Below are 19,384 nucleotides of genomic sequence, written 5' to 3'. Positions count from 1 at the left end.
CGCCACCCCACCCCCGCACGACCCGAGCCCCTTCGCCCGCGAACGCCATGTCTGGCTGGGTTTGCACGCGGCGACGACGAGGAGCTTGGCGCAGGGCTCGATGATCATCTACAGCTGAGCAACTCTTAGCCCGTCCGGCGTTTGAGGACGAGGCGCGAAGCGCCGATTACGGGGGTCTGGGGGCGGAGCCCCCAGTTTCGGGAAGGGGCGGGATTGGGGAGCCCCCCGGCAGGGCCGCTACCGCGGCTCCGGCGGCCGCTGCCGAGGCATGTTCGGCCGGGCCCCGGGCGGCAACGGAAACCGCCCGGGCCCACCGCCGCCCTCCCGAGCCACCCCGGCGCCCCCGCCAGGAACAGCCCCCTGCATGACCAGCGGCGCAGGCCCACCCCGAAACTCCACCATCCAGTCGGCCGTCTCGGCCCGAACAAGCTCCGTCACGTCCTCCGTGAACCGCCGCAACACCCCAAGACACCGCTCGGCCGCCTCACTGGCGGTCCCCTCCGTGGGCCCGAGCACCTCCCGCACACTCTCCGAGGCCCAGTCGAACTGCAGCACCTGCAACCGCCGCTGCACGGCCTGCGCGGTGGCGACATCCCTTATCCACCCGGAGGTGAGCCCGAAGAACCGGTCGCACCCCACACATGCCACCCCGGCGAGCAGCGAAACGAATCCCCAGGTGGCGACCCCGCCCACGCCCCCGGCGAGATCGAGCAGCGGCAGCACCCCCGCCCCGGCGGCGCCGAGCGCGGCCCCGCCCCGCAGCAGCCGCGCCCCGAGCCGCTTGCGCGTGCGGTCGCGCAGATACCACGCGGCGGTGTCGAGGGCCCCGCGCTCCACCCACCGGTACAGCTCGTCGAGGCGCTCGGCGGGCTCTCCCCAGTCGCCCTGCGGAAACGATCGCCCCACCAGGTCGCCGGGCGCCGCCCCGGGCGTCCCCGCACCGGCCCCGTCCCCGTCGTGGGGCACCCCCTCAGGCTGCATCTCCGGCTGGTGGCTCACCCGGCACTCCCTCGGCTTCCGCATAGTGGCGCAACGTAATTGGCTGGTGCCGCTGCGCGGCAACCAGTCCTACCGCCCAATGGGTGGCTATGCGGCAGTTTTCGCGGCTTTTCCGCCTGGAAGGGTCGCTTGATCAGGTATAGGAGCTGGGGCAATCTCACCCGAAAGAGTGGCGGCCGGAGTGCTGGGGCGCGTGCGGCAGTGACCACGTAGGCTCGTGCCAGACGGGAAAATCCCGCCATACGGACCAGAGGAACCAGGAGCTGATCGTGATCCCCGGTGGTGGCCAGCCCAACATGCAGCAGCTGCTCCAGCAGGCCCAGAAGATGCAGCAGGACCTCGCCAAGGCGCAGGAGGAGCTCGCCAGGACCGAGGTCGAGGGCCAGGCGGGCGGCGGCCTCGTCAAGGCGACGGTCAACGGCTCGGGCGAGCTGCGCGGCCTCGTGATCGACCCGAAGGCGGTGGACCCGGAAGACACGGAGACCCTCGCGGACCTGGTGGTCGCGGCGGTGCAGGCGGCGAACGAGAACGCTCAGGCGCTGCAGCAGCAGAAGCTGGGCCCGCTCGCGCAGGGGCTCGGTGGCGGCGGCATCCCCGGCCTGCCGTTCTAGGGTCGCGCCCGCCGTGTGGCGGGGTCGCGGCCGGGCCGCCGTTGTGGCCTCCGCTTCCCTTCTATGTCGGCCGACGGCCAACTACGGTACGTACAAAAGCTCCCTGAGCCCCGAAGACTGAACAACCGAAGATCCGGCAGGCCGAGGCCCGGCGGCCGGAGACAGGAAGGCAATCCGTGTACGAAGGCGTGGTCCAGGACCTCATCGACGAACTGGGCAGGCTGCCCGGCGTCGGTCCCAAGAGCGCGCAGCGGATCGCCTTCCACATCCTCCAGGCCGAGCCCACGGACGTCCGCCGGCTCGCGCACGCCCTCCTTGAGGTCAAGGACAAGGTCCGCTTCTGCGCGACCTGCGGGAACGTCGCGCAGGAAGAGCTGTGCAACATCTGCCGCGACCCGCGCCGCGACCCCTCCGTGATCTGTGTCGTGGAGGAGCCGAAGGACGTCGTGGCGATCGAGCGGACCCGTGAGTTCCGTGGTCGCTACCACGTCCTCGGCGGCGCGATCAGCCCGATCGAGGGCGTGGGCCCGGACGACCTGCGGATAAGGGAACTCCTCGCGCGCCTCGCCGACGGCACGGTCACCGAGCTGATCCTGGCCACGGACCCGAACCTGGAGGGCGAGGCCACGGCGACGTACCTCGCGCGCATGATCAAGCCCATGGGCCTGAAAGTGACCCGACTGGCCAGCGGACTCCCGGTCGGGGGAGATCTGGAATACGCGGACGAGGTCACCCTGGGCCGCGCCTTCGAGGGGAGACGACTCCTAGATGTCTGACGCCACGCTGCACGCGATCACCCAGGACCCGGACGACTTCGCCGTCCAGATCTCGGACCAGATCGAGAGCTTCATCGTCGCGGTCACGGAGATCGCCAAGGGCGACGAGCCGGACTCGGCCGTCCCCTTCCTGCTCCTTGAGGTCTCCCAGCTGCTGCTCGCGGGCGGCCGCCTCGGCGCGCACGAGGACATCGTCCCCGACGAGCGGTACGAACCGGACCTCGGCCCGGAGGCGGACGTCGACGACCTCCGCGAGAGCCTGGCCCGGCTGCTCGACCCCATCGACGTCTACTCCGAGGTCTTCGACCCCTACGAGCCCCGCAAGGCTCCCGTGGCCTGCCGGATCTCCGACGACCTCGCCGACGTCCTCACGGACCTGCGCCACGGCCTCGCGCACTACCGCGAGGGCCGCACCACGGAGGCCCTGTGGTGGTGGCAGTTCTCGTACTTCTCCAACTGGGGCTCCACCGCGTCCGCGTGCCTGCGCGCCCTGCAGTCCCTGGTCGCCCACGTCCGGCTCAACCAGCCCCTGGACGACCTCGACGGCCTGGACACCGACGAGGACCTGATGGAGGACGCCCTCGCCGAGGAGGCGGGCAAGGTCATGGCCGAGGAGATCGCGGGCCCGCTGGGGCTGCGCCCGGCGACCTAGGGCCTGTCCGAGGCGGGGACGGGTGCGGGTCGGCACGCGCCGACCCGGCGGACGGGTGCTAGCGGACGACGTCGAAGACGTTCTTCTGCAGCCCGTTGGCGTACGCCTCGTACTCGACCAGCTTCAGCTTCTGGGTGTCCTTGTCCGTGCTGCTGAAGAGCCGCTTGCCCGCGCCGAGGAGCAGCGGGAAGACGAGCAGGTGGTAGCGGTCGATGAGGCCCGCGTCCGACAGCGAGTGGTTCAGGGTGGCGCTGCCGTGGACGATGATCGGGCCGCCCTCGGTCTCCTTCAGGGCGGCGACGTCGTCGAGGGAGCGCAGGATCGTGGTCTCGCCCCAGTCCGTCACCAGGTCGCCCTCGGTGAGGGTGGTGGAGACGACGTACTTCGGCATCACCTTGTAGTCCGCGAACTCCGCCATGCCGGGCCACACGGGGCTGAACGCCTCGTAGCTGGTCCGGCCGAGCAGCAGCGCGGCGGACTCCCGCTGTTCCCGTTCCTTGATCTCGTACGCCTCGGGCAGGAACTCGACGTCCTTGAAGGTCCAGCCGGTGTTCCGGTAGCCGGGCTCGCCGCCCGGGGCCTCGACGACGCCGTCGAGCGAGATGAAGGCGGTGCTGATCAGAGTGCGCATCGAAGGTCCTCGGTGGCTCGGTCCGGAGGGCGCCGGACGTTCTCGGAGGGCTCCGGACTCGGCGTCCGGTGCCCGTCATGATCTCTGACTATTCAGACCGCGCGCCAGGGGAAAACTCATCGGTAGTCGATCGCGGCGGCCACCGGCAGATGGTCGCTGCCGGTGGCCGGGAGCGTCCAGGCGGCCTGCGGCTGTACGCCACGCACCAGGATCTGGTCGATGCGGGCGACCGGGAACTTCGCCGGCCAGGTGAAGCCGAAGCCGTCCCCGGCCTTCTCCTGGGCCGAGTCCATGCGCGAGGTGAGGCCCGCGAGGGCGCGGTCGTCCAAGGTGCCGTTCATGTCGCCGAGCAGCACCACCCGCTCGTTGCGCTCGGCGGCGACGGACTTGGCGAGGGCCCGCGCGCCCCGGTCCCGGTGCCCGGTCGCGAAGCCTTCCCCGGGCACCACCCGCACGGACCCCAGGTGGGCCACGTAGACCGCCAGCGGGCCCTGGTCCGTGGCCACCGTGGCGCGTAGCGCCCGGGTGTCCGCCAACACGGCGTCGGCCGGTTTGGCGTCCCCCAGGGGCCCCACGTCCTGCTCGGTGTCGACCGGCCGGGCGTCCGACAGCGGCAGCTTGCTCCACAGCCCGACCGTGCCCTGCACCGTGTGGTGCGGATACGCCTTCGCCAGCGCCTTCTCGTACAGCGGCTTCGCCTGCGCGCTGATCTCCTCGAGGGCCAGCACCTCCGCGCCGGAGGCGACCAGGTCGCGGGCGGTGCCCGCCGGGTCGGGGTTCTCCGCGCCGACGTTGTGGCTGACCACGGTCAGGTCGCCGCCGCCGTGGGACTTGTCGACGAGCAGCCCGCCGAAGAGGTGCAGCCACACCGTGAGCGGAAGGAGCAGCGCGCACAGCGCGGCGGCGGAGCGGCGCCAGAGCGCCCCGGCGAGCAGCACGGGGACGAACAGGCCGAACCACGGCAGGAAGGTCTCCACGAGGCTGCCGAGGTTCCCGACCCGGTTCGGGATCCACCCGTGCAGGAGCAGGAAGAGGCCGAGGAGGAGGGCGAGTGCGGTGAGGAGCGGGCCGCGTTTCCAGGGGCCGGGGCGGGTGCAGGCGTGCTTGGCCTGGCGGAGGGCGGAGCGCCAGGGCGGGGTGCCGGGGCCGGGGTCGGTACCTGTGCCCGTACCTGTGGGTGCGTCTGTAGGTGCGTCTGTGGGTGCGTTGGTGATGGTGCTGGTCACTGCCGTGTCCTTGGGTCCTCGGTGGGGTCGGCGTACATGCGCGGGCAACCGCGGTCGCTCGCGTGGTCGCGCAGTTCGTAGTGCCACGGTTCGTTGCGGTAGATCTGGCAGAGCCCGTACGCGGCGCCGTGCTCGGACAGCCACTCCTGGGCGTCGGAGTCCCCGATGTCGACCGCGTCGCCCGCCACGTGCGGGGACGTCGCCGGGGTGGCCACCCAGCGGGCGGCCTCGTCCTTCGAGCCGTGCTTGGCGACGGCCTCGCGCAGGAGCCGGTTCTGGTAGTCCGGGGAGCGCCAGCCACTGTTGACGTAGAAGTCGACGTCGTCGTCCCCGGCGTCGTCCGCCGCCTCGCGGAGGGCGTCGCGCAGGCTCTCGTCGAGCTTGGCCACGGCCGGTATCCCGTCGTCGTAGACCGTCACGTCGTCGGGGACGACACCGTCGGCCTCGTCGACCGGGCCGCGGCGGTCGCCGTGCGGGGCGTGGTCCGGGCCAGGGCCGGTGGACGAGGCCGGGGGTAACAGGGAGGACGGGGGTGAGGACCCCTGTGACTGTCGGTCGATGACCGCGATGGTGAGGGCCGTGGCCACCAACAGGCCGACGGCGAGGAGCCAGCGCGTCCGGCGGGGCACGGTCCGGGCCGGTGAGGGAGTTCGCGTCATACCGCCAGTGAAGGAAGCGCGGTGTTGCGGGCGGGTATGCGGTTTTCGATATGCCGACGATATGCGGTCGCTTGTAGCGTCTATGACATGCGTGTGCTGATCGTCGAGGACGAGCCCTATCTGGCGGAGGCCATCCGCGACGGCCTGCGCCTGGAGGCCATCGCGGCGGACATCGCGGGCGACGGCGACACCGCGCTGGAACTGCTGAGCATCAATACGTACGACATCGCCGTGCTCGACCGTGACGTGCCCGGTCCTTCGGGCGACGAGATCGCCAAGCGCATCGTCGCCTCCGGCAGCGGCATGCCGATCCTCATGCTCACCGCCGCCGACCGCCTCGACGACAAGGCGTCCGGGTTCGAACTCGGCGCCGACGACTACCTCACGAAGCCGTTCGAGCTCCGTGAACTCGCGCTTCGCCTCAGGGCACTTGACCGCAGGCGCGCCCACAGCAGGCCCCCCGTGCGGGAGATCGCGGGCCTGCGCCTGGACCCGTTCCGCCGCGAGGTCTACCGCGACGACCGCTACGTAGCGCTCACCCGCAAGCAGTTCGCGGTCCTCGAAGTCCTCGTCGCGGCCGAGGGCGGTGTCGTGAGCGCCGAGGAGCTTCTGGAGCGCGCGTGGGACGAGAACGCCGACCCGTTCACCAACGCCGTCCGCATCACGGTCTCCGCCCTGCGCAAACGCCTCGGCGAACCCTGGCTCATCGCCACCGTGCCGGGCGTCGGCTACCGCATCGACACGCCGCCCGGTACCGGGCGCGGGAGCGGTGACCGTGGATAGCGGGAGTGGTGACCGTGGCTAGGCGGTCCGGTCTGAGCGTCCGCCTCAAGCTGACCCTCAGCTACACCGGATTCCTCATGCTCGCGGGGGTGCTGCTCATCGGCGCCGCGGGGTTCTTCCTGGTGAGCCAGGGATGGTTGCGGACCAATGAAGAGGGGGCGTGGACACAGACTCCGGGCACCGACATGGTGCGCGGTTTCGGGCCGACGGCAGTCGCGGTCATGGTGTTCCTGCTGGTCTTCGGCCTCGTGGGCGGATGGTTCCTCGCCGGTCGCATGCTCGCCCCGCTGACCCGCATCACGGACGCCACCCGCATGGCCGCGACCGGATCGCTCTCCCACCGGATCCGCCTCCCGGGCCGCCAGGACGAGTTCCGTGAACTCGCCGACGCCTTCGACACGATGCTGGAACGGCTCGAAGCGCACGTCGCCGAGCAGCGGAGGTTCGCGGCCAACGCCTCGCACGAGCTGCGCACCCCGCTGGCGGTCTCCAAGACGCTGCTCGACGTGGCCCGCACCGACCCGGACCATGACACGAAGGAAGTCATCGACCGCCTCCACACCGTCAACACCCGCGCCATCGACCTCACCGAGGCCCTGCTCCTGCTCAGCCGCGCCGACCAGCGGTCCTTCACCCCGGAACACGTCGACCTGTCCCTGATGGCGGAAGAGGCCACCGAAACCCTCCTCCCCCTCGCGGAGAAGCGCGGCGTCACCCTCGAAACCTCCGGCGACATCACCCCCACGACCGGCTCGCAGGCCCTCCTGCTCCAACTGGCCACGAACCTCGTGCACAACGCGATCGTCCACAACCTGCCCGCGCACGGCACCGTGTGGGTCACCACGGGCCTCGGCCCCAGGACGGTGACGCTCACCGTCGAGAACACCGGCGACCTCGTCTCCCCGGAGCTGGCGGCGACGCTCACCGAGCCGTTCCAGCGCGGCGCCGAACGCCTCCACACCGACCACGCGGGCCTCGGCCTGGGCCTCGCCATCGTCAAGACGATCACGAACGCGCACGACGGCACCCTCACCCTCACCCCGCGCCCCGAGGGCGGGCTCCGCGTCACCGTGGAGCTGCCGAGGGGTGCTGGCCCCGGGCCTAGATCGGGAAGTTGAAGATCAACCGGGCGGTTGCGACACGGTTCGACAAGCGGGCTTATGTCTTTCACGGCACCGTGACCGTTGCCGCCATTCGCCTGTGGCTACGTGCATGACCCGTCAGACGGAACCTAGCGGGAGGAGGCCGAGAAGTACTGCGTGATCTCGTTCCAAACACCCTTGGCCCAGCTCACCACCGCTTGGAACCACTGCTTGAGCTTCCGATGGAGATCCGACATGAATGCGCTCACCTGCGCGTACACCTGCCCGACGAGGGAATCGAGACGTTCCACGGTGTAGGCGGGGCCGCCCTTCTTGACCTCGATGGCCCGTAGGTTCAGCTCCCACTGGGGCTTGAAGTGGAGAACATTGAACCGGAAGAGGTCGGCCGGGTCGGTGGGCTTGGGCACGACCGGAACGATGGCGGCAAGCTGCGTGATCCCGTCCAGGGCCGGCAACGACGTCCCGGTGACCTGGGTGTCGGGTGCGATCAGGCTGTCGTCGTGACCGCCCCCTTCCTTGATCCCGATGGTGCGGACCATCAGTTTCCAGTCGGGGTCGAAGGAGAAGACCCGGAACTGGTGCACGCCGCCGGTCTTCTCCGCTTCGGGGACGGACATGAACGAGGTGATCAGGCCGATGCCGCCCAGTGACATCCACTCGCCGGCGACGGGCCGGTCGTCCCGCTTGATCGAGTCGGGGTATCCCGACGTGTGCTTGATCTCGATGTTCCGGTACAGGAGCCGGCCGTCCTTGACGTGGAAGGCCCAGTAGTGGCTGGCGCCGTCCTTGTTCTGCATACCGGGGATCGGCAGGAACGCCAGGAGCTGGCCGATGCCCGCCAGGGAACCCCACTCGCTGAGCGGCCGAGCGTCGCGGACGATCCTGCTCTCCCCGTCCAGCCCGGGATCGACCTCGATCAGGAAGTAGTCGGGATCCTTGACGAGCAGCTCGCCTTCCCCCTGCTCCTTCCCTTCCTTCAGGTACGACTCGTAGCGGAACACCCACTGTCGCGTCCGGCTGTCCGGTACCGGCAGCACGGCCCGCAGCCCGAGGAACGGCACGAGGTGCTGGACGGCTACGGCCACGGGGTCGGTGTGTGCCTGCGGCCCGTTGGGATCGACGCGGAAGGACTCCCCGGGATGCAGGGGAGGTCCGTACTGGGTACGAGGGGAGGTGGTGGTCATGCTGATGCCCTTCAGTGGGGGTAGCCGACAACCTCACGCTAGACACTCCAAAACCAGCGGAACCGATTCTGTGGACGAGCGCCACGCCGTCCAGAATCCGCGACGCAGGGTCGGCGCGCCTGTCGCTGCGGTCCCCAAGTCCCCACTTCATGCCCACATCACAGACTCAGGCGCAGACCAGCCACATGATCGGGCTACTGGATCTCCAACCTGCCCGCCACCACACCCATCGCACTACTAGGCGGCCCCGCCTCCCAGCGCCGCCCGCAGCCCCGCCGGGTCCACGAACGGCGCCGTCGGCGTCGGCTCGCTGTACCAGCGCAGCGGCCAGGTGTTGCCGTCCAGGGCCGGTACGCCGATGTACGTCACCGTGCGGCAGCCCGCCCCGCCGAAGCGCTGCACCCCGAGCGGCCAGGTGTGCCCCCGCGCCGTGCCGGGCGCCACCAGGAAGTACATCCACCGGAAGCCGACGGCCTCGCAGATCACGGGGCCCGCGTCCCCGTCCGCCTCCTCGATCAGGCGCGCCGCCACCAGCTCCCCGCGTACGCCGGGGACGCGCAGCGCGTCGAAGTGCACTCCGGACACCCGGAGTTGGTGGCCCGCCAGGGGGACCCAGTCGGGCCAGTGAAACGCGTTGTTCATGGTCACACGGTGCTGGTGGACGGGCTACGCTCGGTAGTGACCGCGGGGTGACACGCGCACGTGTAGCTGTGGGAGGTGGCCGCTGTGCCGGTCCAGTACAACTCCTCGTCTCCAGGGTCTCCCGGTACGTGGAGGTACGGCGGCAACCAGCTGAAACGCTGGCGCACCAAGGCCAACGTCACCCGCGAGGAGCTGGGCGCGGCGTCCAACTATTCGCCGGACACGATCAAGGCGATGGAGCAGGGTGTGCGGATGCCGACGGCCCGCGTCCTGGACGTCGCGGACGAGCTGTGCCACGCGGAAGGGTTGCTGAGTGCGGCTAAGGATTACGTGAGGAGGGAGCCGTTTCCGGCGAGGGCTCAGGACTTCATGCAGTACGAGCGGGATGCGCTCACGCTCTGGTCCTACGAACTCGCCCTGATCCCAGGGCTCTTGCAGACCGAGGCCTACGCGAGGCGGCTGATGGGCGACTCGCTGCCGCCGTTGGACGAGGACGCGGTCGAAGAGCGAGTCGCGGCGCGCATGGAGCGACAGCAGCTCCTGACCCGCAAGCCGCTCGTCGGGTTCAGCTTCGTGCTGTACGAGGCGGTGTTGCACAGCCCGCTGGTGGACAAAGAGCAGTTGGTTCACCTTCAGGAGCTCGCGCAGCGGAACAACATCACGCTTCAGGTGCTGCCGTACAGCAGGGCGATCCCGGTCGCGCTCGCTGGCCCAATGGTGCTGCTGGAGACGCGTGACCACGAGCGGTTCGCGCTGTCTGACGGCCAGGCGGTCAGCCAATTCACCGCGGACTCGCGGGTGGTCTGCAAGCACACGGAGCGGCTTAGCATGATCCGGACGGTGGCCCTCGGTCCGGTCGAGTCGGCCGACCTCATCGAGCAGATGGCGAGCGACCTGTGAGCGACGAACTGACGTGGTTCAAGTCCAGTTACAGCGACGGCGAAGGCTCCAACTGTGTCGAGGTGGCCTTGGACTGGCGGAAGTCCACGTACAGCGACGACGAAGGCGCCAACTGCGTCGAAGTCGCCCTCGGCGGGCCCGACGCCGTCCACATACGCGACTCCAAGCGGGCCGCAGGCCCCCACCTCAACGTCTCCGCACCCGCCTGGAAGGCCTTCATCTCCGCAGGTCGGCCCGGAGCTTGAGCCCCGGGACCCGAGCTCTTCCCCTGGGTTTGGTTGGTTGAATTCAGACCCAACCAACCAACCGCCTACGGGAGTTGAACGGCGCATCACCCTCAAGAGTGACGTTCCGTGGTCAGCTTGCATCAGAACGTAAAGTCGCCCTAGGTTCGCGACAAAGAAACGGCCCCGGCCGGTGCGCCAACACCGGTACCGAGGCCTAGTCCTACGGATCGAAAGCAGTCGACCGTGGCTTACAGCCAGCTTAATCCCGCCCTGCCGTCCCCGTCACACCCGATGGCCAAAACGGGTTACGGCAAACGCCCTGCGGGTGACGAATCACCGCACAGCGAAGCCGACTTCGCACACTTGGGCGCACGTGAAGCGGAGATCGCGACCTTCATCGACCACCTCGCCGTTGGCGCGGCGATGGGTCACAAGGTCATCGCCGCCGAACACCCCCGCTACGGCCAGCAGGCCGTCCGTACGGCGATGAGTCGCCTGACGGACGCGGGCCACCTGCGCTGGGTGAAGGAACACCTCACCGTCGAGGACCACACGATGCGCTGGGTGACCAGGACGTACTGGTCGCGTCTGCGCAGGTCAGAGGAGTGGTGGGCGGGATTCGTACAGGCGCGGCACGGGCGCGACGTCACGCACGACCACCAGCCGGGCCTGGCCAGGGCCGACGAGCCGGAACCGGAGGCGGCCGACGCCGAGCCGGACCCGGCGGAAGCCACCGAGGCCCCCGAAGAGCCCAGCGCAGCGCACCGCACGCTGGCTGAACTCCGCGTGGCGGACCGTCGGATGGCCCTTTCCGAGGCCGAGTGCGAGGCGCTGGAACCCCTCGCGGCCGAGTGGCTGGCGCGCGGGGCGACCCCCGCCGAACTGACCCATGCCTTGACGGCCGGACTGCCGTCCCCCGTCACCAACCCGGGCGGACTCGCCCGCAAACGACTGGAGAGCAAGATGCCCCCGAAGCCCCCGGCCAAGACCCGGCCCAAGGCCCGCGTCACACGGGCCGTGTTCGTCTGCGGCCTCTGCGAGGAGCCGGAGACAGCCGTACCCCTGATCAACGGGCTGTGCGCCGAGTGCCGCGCGGAGTGCGGGCTCGACGAGGCGGGACCGCCGCCCGGGGTGGTCCCGACGACGTTCCTGCCCGGCCTCCGCCCGGTGGAGCCGCCGGTGGACGTCGAGGCACGCGCCGACGAGGCGCGACGGGCGGCGGGGCTGCCGACGCGGAAGCGGCCCAGGTGACCCCACTGACCTCACAGATTTCCCCACCCGGGGAGGGGCGCGCAGCGCGCGCCTGAAGCCAACAGCAAGCACGCCTATCTTTGGAGGTAGTCCCATGAGTGCAGCCAGTCCTCGCGCCGAAGGGGGGCCTGACATGGCCCGCAACGTCACCATCGAGATGGACGAGGGATTTCTCGCGGACCTGCGCCGGGCGTTCGGCGTGGAGTCGGACGAGGAGGCGGTGAAGGAAGCCGCCATGCGGCTGGCGAAGTACATGCGTCGCCAGGACTTCATCGAAGCCGTCAGGACGGGGCGGATCGACCTTCAGTACGACGTGCGCGACGAGCGCGGCGGACACGGTGAAGGGACGTCGGCGGCGTGAGCGAGCGGCATCTCATCGACAAGTCCGCCCTCGCGCGCTGGCCGCAGCCCGCGGTGGCGGAGGTCCTCGAACCCCTCCACCAGCGAGGCCTGTTGGGTGTCAGTGGCGCCGTACGCATCGAGATGATGTATTCGGCGCGGGACGCCGAGGACGCCGAGCGGCTGAGGCAGTGGCTGGACGGCTTCGACCACCACCACTGCCCCGACGACGTCTGGGACGCGGCCATCGCCACCCAGGACAAGGCCATCAAGAAGGGCAACCACCGCGCCCTCTCCCTGCCCGACCTGGTCATCGCGGCCACCGCGCAGCGGCACCGCGTCACCGTCCTGCACTACGACGAGGACTACGACCAGATCGCCGCCTTGAGCGGACACAGCAGCAGGTGGGTGGTCGACCGGGGCGCGGCGGACGCCGACGAGGTCCGCCGTGGGGCCGGGCTGGCGCCGAGGGGGCGCGGATGAGTGTGCAAGACGTGCCGGTCCAGGCACCATGGACTGAAGGAGGCGAGACCATGACCCCCAGGACCACGGACCGGCCCCAGATGTCCATCGAGGAATTCGAAGAGCTGGCCCGCTGCGCGCCCCAGACCGTGCGGCTGGAGTTCATCAATGGAAAGGTCCAGGTCAAGCCGGTGCCGGACGGTTCTCACGGCCAGATCGTCATGTGGCTGATCAAGCACTGCATGCAGCGGCGCCCCGAGCTGTCCCTGTTTCCGGAGCAGGGGCTCAAGGTCAAGGGGTACCGGCAGGGGATGGCCATCCCGGACGGTGTGCTCGCGCCCGATGAGAACTTTGTGGGGCAGGGCCAATGGGCCGATCCCGCAGGCGTGCTGATGGCCGTGGAGGTCACTTCCTACGACCGTGACTCCGACCGGCGCGACCACGTCGAGAAGCCCGCCGCCTATGCCGCCTCCGGCATCCCCGTGTATCTCCTCGTCGACCGTGACGCCGCCTCGATCGAGGTGCACGCCGACCCGGAGGACGGAAAGTACCGCAGCCTCATCAAGCGGCCCTTCGGCGACACCGTCGAACTGCCGGAGCCCGTGGGCATCACCCTGGACACCGGGAAACTCAAGGACTACGTGGACTAGGCGGGACCAGGCCCGGATCGGCCGGGCGGCTGTGAGCCACCCCACTTTCCGGAGTGCTCCGGTCCGCAGCGGGCAGAGGAGTCCCCGGAGCGGTCGGAGGACAAAGGGCCACCGTGATGATCAAGGCGTGAGCGGGATATCTCACGATCTGATACTCGCGGGGCGGATTTCGGCCGCTCGTTAGACTGAGCCGACCGCAGTGATGCGGAACGAGACGGACTGAGCGAGGAGCGCACGTGGGCCTTGTCGTGCAGAAGTACGGAGGCTCCTCCGTAGCCGATGCCGAGGGCATCAAGCGGGTCGCCAAGAGGATCGTCGACGCCAAGAAGAACGGCCACCAGGTCGTTGTCGTGGTGTCGGCGATGGGTGACACGACGGATGAGTTGATCGATCTCGCCGGACAGGTATCGCCGATTCCTGCCGGGCGCGAATTCGACATGCTGCTGACCGCCGGAGAGCGGATCTCCATGGCACTCCTTGCCATGGCGATCAAAAACCTGGGCCACGCCGCCCAGTCGTTCACCGGCAGCCAGGCCGGTGTCATCACCGACTCGGTGCACAACAAAGCGCGCATCATCGATGTCACGCCCGGCCGCATCCGGACCTCGATCGACGAGGGCAACATCGCCATCGTCGCCGGGTTCCAGGGCGTCAGCCAGGAGGGCAAGAACATCACCACGCTGGGCCGCGGCGGTTCCGACACCACCGCTGTCGCCCTCGCCGCCGCGCTCGACGCGGAGGTCTGCGAGATCTACACGGACGTCGACGGTGTGTTCACCGCCGACCCGCGCGTCGTGAAGAAGGCGCGCAAGATCGAGTGGATCTCGTTCGAGGACATGCTGGAGCTCGCCAGCTCCGGGTCCAAGGTGCTGCTCCACCGCTGCGTGGAGTACGCCCGCCGTTACAACATCCCGATCCACGTCCGCTCGTCCTTCTCGGGACTGCAGGGCACGTGGGTCAGCAACGAACTGCAAGGGGACCGCAAGGTGGAGCAGGCCATCATCTCCGGTGTCGCGCACGACACGTCCGAGGCCAAGATCACGGTCGTGGGCGTCCCGGACAAGCCCGGCGAGGCCGCGTCGATCTTCCGGGCGATCGCCGACGCCGAGGTCAACATCGACATGGTCGTACAGAACGTGTCGGCCGCCGCGACGGGCCTGACCGACATCTCCTTCACGCTGCCGAAGACCGAGGGCCGCAAGGCCATCGACGCGCTGGAGAAGACCCGCGCCCAGGTCGGCTTCGACTCCCTGCGCTACGACGACCAGATCGCCAAGATCTCCCTCGTCGGCGCGGGCATGAAGACCAACCCGGGCGTCACGGCGACCTTCTTCGAGGCGCTCAGCGACGCGGGCGTGAACATCGAGCTGATCTCGACGTCCGAGATCCGCATCTCCGTGGTCACCCGCGCCGACGACGTGAACGAGGCCGTGCGCGCCGTGCACACCGCCTTCGGCCTCGACTCGGACTCCGACGAGGCCGTGGTCTATGGAGGCACCGGGCGATGAACCGCAAGCCGACGCTCGCGGTCGTCGGAGCGACCGGGGCCGTCGGCACGGTGATGCTCCAGATCCTGTCGCAGCACGCCGACATCTGGGGCGAGATCCGACTCGTCGCCTCACCGCGCTCGGCCGGCCGCAAGCTGGCCGTGCGCGGTGCGGAGGTCGAGGTCCTCGCGCTGAGCGAGGACGTCTTCGACGGCGTGGACGTCGCCATGTTCGACGTCCCCGTCGACGTGGCCGAGCAGTGGGCGCCCATCGCCGCGTCGCGCGGCGTCGTGGTCGTCGACAACTCCGCCGCCTTCCGGATGGACCCGGACGTCCCGCTGGTCGTGCCCGAGGTCAACCCGCACGCCGCCCGGCTCCGGCCGCGCGGCATCGTGGCCAACCCCAACTGCACCACCCTGTCGATGATCGTCGCCCTCGGCGCCCTGCACGCCGAGTTCGGCCTGCGCGAGCTGATCGTCTCCTCGTACCAGGCGGTGAGCGGGGCCGGGAAGGACGGCATCGACACCCTGCGGCGGCAGCTGAAGCTCGTCGCGGGCTCGGAGCTCGGCACCGGCCCCGGGGACGTCCGCCGGACCGTGGGCGACGACACCGGGCCCTTCCCCGAGCCCGTCGCGCTGAACGTCGTGCCGTGGGTCGGCGCGCTCCGTGAGGACGGCTGGTCCTCGGAGGAGATGAAGGTCCGCGACGAGTCCCGCAAGATCCTCGGCCTGCCCGACCTGAAGGTCGCCGTCACCTGCGTCCGCGTCCCCGTCGTCACCACCCACTCGGTGACGGTGCACGCACGCTTCGAGGACGAGGTGACCGTGGCCCGCGCCCGCGAGATCCTGGCGACCGCGCCGGGCGTCGTGCTCTTCGACGACCCCGCCGCCGGTGAGTTCCCCACCCCCGCCGACGCCACGGGCACCGACCCGACGTGGGTCGGACGGCTGCGCCGCGCCCTCGACGACCCGACGGCGCTGGAGTTCTTCGCGTGCGGGGACAACCTGCGCAAGGGCGCGGCCCTGAACACCACGCAGATCGCGGAGCTGATCGCGGGCGAGTTCACCGGCGGCGGCTGAGGCGAATTCAGCGGCGGCGGTTGAGCGGTGCGGGTCGCGGTCGCGGAGGCGCTGCTTCCGCCGCCGTAAGGGCCTCCCGGAGCGGAGCGCCCTGTAGGAACTGTGTAAGTTCTGTGTTCAATCCGATGGTCCAGACCGCTTGAACTGGGGCGTCTCCGCGTTCGAAGATGCGGCTTCCGCGTCGTGCAACCGCGACGGCGTGGCGCGCGTCTTCGCCGTCGCCCTCCAGTGGGCGGCCTGAAGCGCTGCGAAAAAGAATATGGGGCATAGGGGAAGAGCTGGTACGCATGGGGGCTTTTGATGCATCGTCGCGAGCGGTTTCCGCAACCGCGGCGCACGCCGCGACCACGGCGCCTGCGGCCCGCACCGGGCAGGCGATGCGGAACACCACACCCGACGCGTACAACCCTGATGGGGGGAAGCGTGTCAAACAGGCGTGGCAGCAGAGGTACTGGACTTCACAGCAGCGAGCGGCGCGGTGGCCTTGCGACCGCCCCGGCGCCCGCGCGTACCCGGCGGCATGCCGGTGATCGCCCCCATGCCCGCAGCGCGGCCCGCCCGCATCCCGACTCAGCGCGAGGGCGATGAGTTGAGCGTGACCGCGGGCACCACCGTCGACCATCTCACCGAGACCTACCGCGCCCACTACAGGTCGCTGCTCGGCCTCGCGGCGCTGCTCCTGGACGACACCGCCTCCTGCGAGGACGTCGTGCAGGAAGCGTTCATCCGCGTGCACTCCGCGCGCAAGCGCGTGCGCGACCCCGAGAAGACCCTGGCGTACCTGCGCCAGACCGTCGTCAACCTCTCCCGGTCCGCGCTGCGCCGCCGCATCCTCGGCCTGAAGCTGCTCACCAAGCCGATGCCGGACATGGCGAGCGCCGAGGAGGGGGCGTACGACCTCCTGGAGCGCGACGAACTCATCAAGGCCATGCGCGGCCTGCAGCGCCGCCAGCGCGAGGTCCTCGTCCTGCGGTACTTCGCGGACATGACCGAGGCCCAGGTCGCCGAGACCCTCGGGATATCCCTCGGCTCGGTCAAGGCGTACGGCTCGCGGGGCATCGCGGCCCTGCGCGTCGCCATGGAGGCCCCGGCATGACGGGCGAGACGGGCAAGCGGGGCACGCGCGGCGCGCTGGACAAGACGAGTGTGCTGGACAAGACGAGCGGACTGGACGGGGCGAGCGGGCCGGACAAGCCGAGCGCGCTGGACAAGCGGGTCATGTACGACGAGCGGGACGCCAAGCGCGCCCGCGGGCAAGACGCTGGGAACGGAACTGTGAAACACGGGCCGAGCGGCAAGAGCCGCCCCGACCGCGGACTCGGCGTACTCGGTCTGATCGTGAGCGACTCCGCCGAAGGCCCGCAGGAGGGCACGTCGAGCGACGGCCCCGCCCGGGGCGGTGGCCCGGGTGGCAGCGCCCGGGACGGTGACGCGCGGGGCGGCGGTGAGCGGGACGGCGGCGCCCAGGACGGTGCTCGGGACGGCGGCACGGTCGGAGGCTCGGGCGGCGGTCCGCGCGGGACGGGTCCGGGCGGTGGCTCCGGCTCTGGCGGTTCCGGTGGCTCCGGCGGTGGCCCCTTCGGCGGCAACCCCTTCGGTGACGACCCCGACGACCCCGACGACCTGCACGGCGACGAACTCGCGCTGCGGCGCATGCTCCAGCAGGCCGTCCAGGAGATCCAGCCCGGGGACGCCGCCCTGGAGCGGCTGCGGCACGCGGTGCCCGCGCGCCGGGCCCGCAAGCGCCAGGCCCTCGTGGGCGTGGCGGCGGCGGCACTCCTCGTCGGCACGGCCATCCCGGCCCTCGTGCACGTCGCCGGTTCCGGCGGCGACTCGAACGCGCGGCCCTCCATCGTCGGCGCGGGCAGCAACCAGCCCAGCCAGGGCGACACCGGCGGCGGCGAGGACCGCGACGAGCGCGGCAAGGGCGACAAGGTCAAGGACAAGGAAGACAAGAAGGACAAGAAGGAAGAGAAGGGCAAGGAGGGGAAGGGCAAGGACGGCAAGGGCAAGGACGGCAAGCAGGGCGGCGCCACCGGCGGCCCCGACCCGACGGACGACGACACGGACGCCGTGTCCTCGCCCAGCTGCGACGCCGCCCAGCTCGGCGCCACGGGCTCCGTCGCCCCCGCCGAGGCCAACGGCACGGTCTACGGCACCTTCCGGATCTCCAACACCTCCGGCAACAGCTGCACCGTCAACTCGGCCGGGAGCGTCAGCGCCGCGGCCCTGGGCGCGGCCGACCCCGCGAACGTGAACGTCGTCGACCACACTGCGGGCGACGCCGCGACCGGTCTGCCCGACCCGGCGCAGGAGTCCAGCGCGCTCGTCCTGAAGCCCGGCGCTTCGTACGAGGTGCGGTTCGCCTTCGTCCCCTCGGGGTCCTGTCCGTCCGACGGCGGCGACCCCTCGCCCAACCCCACACCCAGCGACAGCGGTGGCGGCAGTGGCGGCAGCGGCTCCGAGAGCGGCGCTCCGGACGGCACGACGACGCAGCTGGCCCGGGACGAGGGCACGGAGGACGGCAAGGTCGCCGTGTCCCTGACGGCCGAGCCGGGCTCGCCCTCCGCGGGTGCGACGGTGCCCAACGCGTGTGCGGGGACCGTGTACAAGACCGGGGTGCTCGCGGCGCAGTGACGCGCGCGGCGCTGGTGACACGTGCCGTGCGCCCCGTGCGGTGCCTCGGCTCGCGGGGGTGGTCGGTTACGCCTCCGTGGCGTCCGGTACGAGGCCCAGCTCGGCGTCCCGTGCGAGTTCCCGGTCGCGTCGGAACAGCCGGAACCACATGAACACCAGGAAGCCCGCGAAGACGAACCACTCGCCGGTGTAGCCGAGGTTCTGGAAGGCCTTCATGCTCAGGCCCGAGTCCTCCGGCGCCGTCGCGGGCACCGGCGTCAGCGGCCCCGTGCCCCGGTCGAGCGTGACCCACGCGTCGTACAACTCGTCCGGAACCATGTTCACCAGCGACGCCGCGCTGATCATGCCCACCTGGCCGGACGGGAGGCCGCCCGCCGTGGTCACGCCGTTCGAGCTCCGGCTCTCCGAGGCCTGGAGTGCGCCGGTGACCGTGACCTCGCCCTTCGGCGGTGCCGGGGCCTTCTTCGCGTCCGCCGTTCCGGGCAGCCAGCCCCGCACCACCGGCAGTGACCTGCCGCCGTCGGTCCGCAGCATCGTCAGGACGTAGAACCCGCTCTTGTCGTCCAACTCCCGGTCCGGCACGAGCAGTTGCCTGCCCCACCGGCCGGTCGCCGTCGCCGTCTCGCCCGAGGTCTTCCGGTCCACCGGCAGCAGGGACGCCAGCGGGCGGGCCGCGCCCGTGTCCGTGGTCGCCTGCCGTTCGGCGTCCTTGTGGTCCTGTACGCGGTCCTCGAAGCGGGTGAGCTGCCAGGAGCCCATGAAGAGGCATACGGGGATCGCCAGGGCGACGAAGAGGTTGATGCCCCACCAGCGGGGCGTCAGCAGGAACCGGTACACACCCCCACGGTACGGGGCGCCTGGCGGCGGGCCTGCGCCCGGGGTGGGTGTCCCGTGCGGGTGGGACGGGCCGCCCCCGTCTCGGCGCTCCGCGCCTCGTCCTCAAGCGCCGGACGGGCTCTCTCCCACCCGCCCGCCCGAGCTTGCCCCGGGCTTGCCCGAAAGCCCGGCACCGTCAGCCCTGCCGGGGGCGTCCCCGTATCGCGCTGCGCGCTCGTCCTCAAGCGCCGGACGGGCTCTCTCCCACCC

At 70.4% G+C, this 19,384-nt stretch carries 22 protein-coding genes; 15 read left to right on the top strand and 7 right to left on the bottom strand.

Annotated features, from left to right (window positions below; all coding sequences use genetic code 11):
- Positions 1–237: 237 nt before the first annotated feature.
- On the bottom strand, positions 238–981 hold the full coding sequence (locus tag OO63_RS39440) for an SLATT domain-containing protein (protein ID WP_397622149.1): 744 nt from the start codon (positions 979–981) through the stop codon (positions 238–240).
- A 287-nt stretch (positions 982–1,268) separates the two neighbouring features.
- On the opposite strand from OO63_RS39440, the gene OO63_RS39435 reads away from it, so the two are divergent.
- The 3 genes from OO63_RS39435 (at position 1,269) to OO63_RS39425 (ending at position 3,038) form a co-directional block, all read left to right on the top strand.
- On the top strand, positions 1,269–1,610 hold the full coding sequence (locus OO63_RS39435; RefSeq protein ID WP_078619650.1) for a YbaB/EbfC family nucleoid-associated protein: 342 nt from the start codon (positions 1,269–1,271) through the stop codon (positions 1,608–1,610).
- A 176-nt stretch (positions 1,611–1,786) separates the two neighbouring features.
- Positions 1,787–2,386 (top strand): recombination mediator RecR, encoded by a 600-nt coding sequence (gene recR, locus OO63_RS39430; RefSeq protein ID WP_016638709.1) that lies wholly within the window; start codon positions 1,787–1,789, stop codon positions 2,384–2,386.
- On the top strand, positions 2,379–3,038 hold the full coding sequence (locus OO63_RS39425) for a DUF5063 domain-containing protein (protein ID WP_030363173.1): 660 nt from the start codon (positions 2,379–2,381) through the stop codon (positions 3,036–3,038). The genes recR and OO63_RS39425 overlap by 8 nt, the downstream gene beginning before the upstream one ends.
- Positions 3,039–3,096: 58 nt before the next feature.
- Here OO63_RS39425 and OO63_RS39420 read toward each other — a convergent pair whose 3' ends face one another.
- From OO63_RS39420 to OO63_RS39410, 3 genes are all read right to left on the bottom strand, one after another.
- Positions 3,097–3,669 carry a dihydrofolate reductase family protein gene (locus OO63_RS39420; RefSeq protein WP_030363172.1) on the bottom strand — a complete coding sequence of 191 codons (573 nt, stop codon included), beginning with the start codon at positions 3,667–3,669 and terminating at the stop codon, positions 3,097–3,099.
- A gap of 116 nt (positions 3,670–3,785) precedes the next feature.
- Positions 3,786–4,895 (bottom strand): endonuclease/exonuclease/phosphatase family protein, encoded by a 1,110-nt coding sequence (locus OO63_RS39415; RefSeq protein ID WP_078619649.1) that lies wholly within the window; start codon positions 4,893–4,895, stop codon positions 3,786–3,788.
- On the bottom strand, positions 4,892–5,554 hold the full coding sequence (locus OO63_RS39410; protein WP_030363170.1) for a M15 family metallopeptidase: 663 nt from the start codon (positions 5,552–5,554) through the stop codon (positions 4,892–4,894). Before OO63_RS39410 ends, OO63_RS39415 begins: the two co-directional genes overlap by 4 nt.
- A gap of 87 nt (positions 5,555–5,641) precedes the next feature.
- On the opposite strand from OO63_RS39410, the gene OO63_RS39405 reads away from it, so the two are divergent.
- The gene (locus OO63_RS39405) at positions 5,642–6,337 is read left to right on the top strand and encodes a response regulator transcription factor (protein WP_030363169.1); all 696 of its coding nucleotides are present in this window, start codon (positions 5,642–5,644) and stop codon (positions 6,335–6,337) included.
- A 14-nt stretch (positions 6,338–6,351) separates the two neighbouring features.
- The gene (locus tag OO63_RS39400; protein WP_030363168.1) at positions 6,352–7,455 is read left to right on the top strand and encodes a sensor histidine kinase; all 1,104 of its coding nucleotides are present in this window, start codon (positions 6,352–6,354) and stop codon (positions 7,453–7,455) included.
- A 113-nt stretch (positions 7,456–7,568) separates the two neighbouring features.
- Here the strand turns inward: OO63_RS39400 and OO63_RS39395 are convergent, their stop codons facing one another.
- Together OO63_RS39395 and OO63_RS39390 are read right to left on the bottom strand one after the other, a co-directional pair.
- The gene (locus OO63_RS39395) at positions 7,569–8,624 is read right to left on the bottom strand and encodes a hypothetical protein (RefSeq protein WP_030363167.1); all 1,056 of its coding nucleotides are present in this window, start codon (positions 8,622–8,624) and stop codon (positions 7,569–7,571) included.
- A 237-nt stretch (positions 8,625–8,861) separates the two neighbouring features.
- Positions 8,862–9,272 (bottom strand): hypothetical protein, encoded by a 411-nt coding sequence (locus tag OO63_RS39390; protein WP_033264911.1) that lies wholly within the window; start codon positions 9,270–9,272, stop codon positions 8,862–8,864.
- A gap of 78 nt (positions 9,273–9,350) precedes the next feature.
- On the opposite strand from OO63_RS39390, the gene OO63_RS39385 reads away from it, so the two are divergent.
- The 10 genes from OO63_RS39385 to OO63_RS47480 all read left to right on the top strand — a co-directional run bounded on the left by OO63_RS39385 (position 9,351) and on the right by OO63_RS47480 (position 18,298).
- Positions 9,351–10,166, top strand: a complete 816-nt coding sequence (locus tag OO63_RS39385; RefSeq protein ID WP_051811685.1) for a helix-turn-helix domain-containing protein — start codon at positions 9,351–9,353, stop codon at positions 10,164–10,166.
- Positions 10,163–10,411: a DUF397 domain-containing protein gene (locus tag OO63_RS39380; RefSeq protein ID WP_030363164.1), complete on the top strand. Its 249-nt coding sequence runs from the start codon at positions 10,163–10,165 to the stop codon at positions 10,409–10,411. Before OO63_RS39385 ends, OO63_RS39380 begins: the two co-directional genes overlap by 4 nt.
- A 345-nt stretch (positions 10,412–10,756) precedes the next feature.
- The gene (locus tag OO63_RS39375) at positions 10,757–11,644 is read left to right on the top strand and encodes a hypothetical protein (protein ID WP_346009354.1); all 888 of its coding nucleotides are present in this window, start codon (positions 10,757–10,759) and stop codon (positions 11,642–11,644) included.
- Positions 11,645–11,777: 133 nt separating this feature from the next.
- The gene (locus OO63_RS39370) at positions 11,778–12,005 is read left to right on the top strand and encodes a hypothetical protein (RefSeq protein ID WP_030363162.1); all 228 of its coding nucleotides are present in this window, start codon (positions 11,778–11,780) and stop codon (positions 12,003–12,005) included.
- A complete protein-coding gene (locus OO63_RS39365; protein WP_051811683.1) occupies positions 12,002–12,466 on the top strand; it encodes a PIN domain nuclease in 465 nt (154 codons plus the stop codon). Before OO63_RS39370 ends, OO63_RS39365 begins: the two co-directional genes overlap by 4 nt.
- A gap of 50 nt (positions 12,467–12,516) precedes the next feature.
- Positions 12,517–13,095: a Uma2 family endonuclease gene (locus OO63_RS39360; RefSeq protein ID WP_030363160.1), complete on the top strand. Its 579-nt coding sequence runs from the start codon at positions 12,517–12,519 to the stop codon at positions 13,093–13,095.
- Between the two features lie 236 nt (positions 13,096–13,331).
- A complete protein-coding gene (locus OO63_RS39355; protein ID WP_030363159.1) occupies positions 13,332–14,603 on the top strand; it encodes an aspartate kinase in 1,272 nt (423 codons plus the stop codon).
- Entirely contained in the window at positions 14,600–15,661 is a 1,062-nt protein-coding gene (locus OO63_RS39350; protein ID WP_030363158.1) for an aspartate-semialdehyde dehydrogenase, read from the top strand. The genes OO63_RS39355 and OO63_RS39350 overlap by 4 nt, the downstream gene beginning before the upstream one ends.
- Before the next feature lie 520 nt (positions 15,662–16,181).
- The gene (locus OO63_RS39345; RefSeq protein ID WP_016638694.1) at positions 16,182–16,757 is read left to right on the top strand and encodes a SigE family RNA polymerase sigma factor; all 576 of its coding nucleotides are present in this window, start codon (positions 16,182–16,184) and stop codon (positions 16,755–16,757) included.
- Entirely contained in the window at positions 16,754–18,298 is a 1,545-nt protein-coding gene (locus OO63_RS47480; RefSeq protein ID WP_106983531.1) for a hypothetical protein, read from the top strand. Before OO63_RS39345 ends, OO63_RS47480 begins: the two co-directional genes overlap by 4 nt.
- A gap of 66 nt (positions 18,299–18,364) precedes the next feature.
- Here the strand turns inward: OO63_RS47480 and OO63_RS39335 are convergent, their stop codons facing one another.
- Positions 18,365–19,135, bottom strand: coding sequence for an SURF1 family protein (locus OO63_RS39335; protein WP_030363156.1), 771 nt, complete (start codon positions 19,133–19,135; stop codon positions 18,365–18,367).
- Positions 19,136–19,384: the final 249 nt, after the last annotated feature.

The organism is Streptomyces alboflavus, from assembly GCF_000716675.1.
GTDB lineage: Bacteria > Actinomycetota > Actinomycetes > Streptomycetales > Streptomycetaceae > Streptomyces > Streptomyces alboflavus.
The sequence above is the reverse complement of the archived record's forward strand: the minus strand, read 5'-3'. Positions and strand labels throughout refer to the sequence as shown.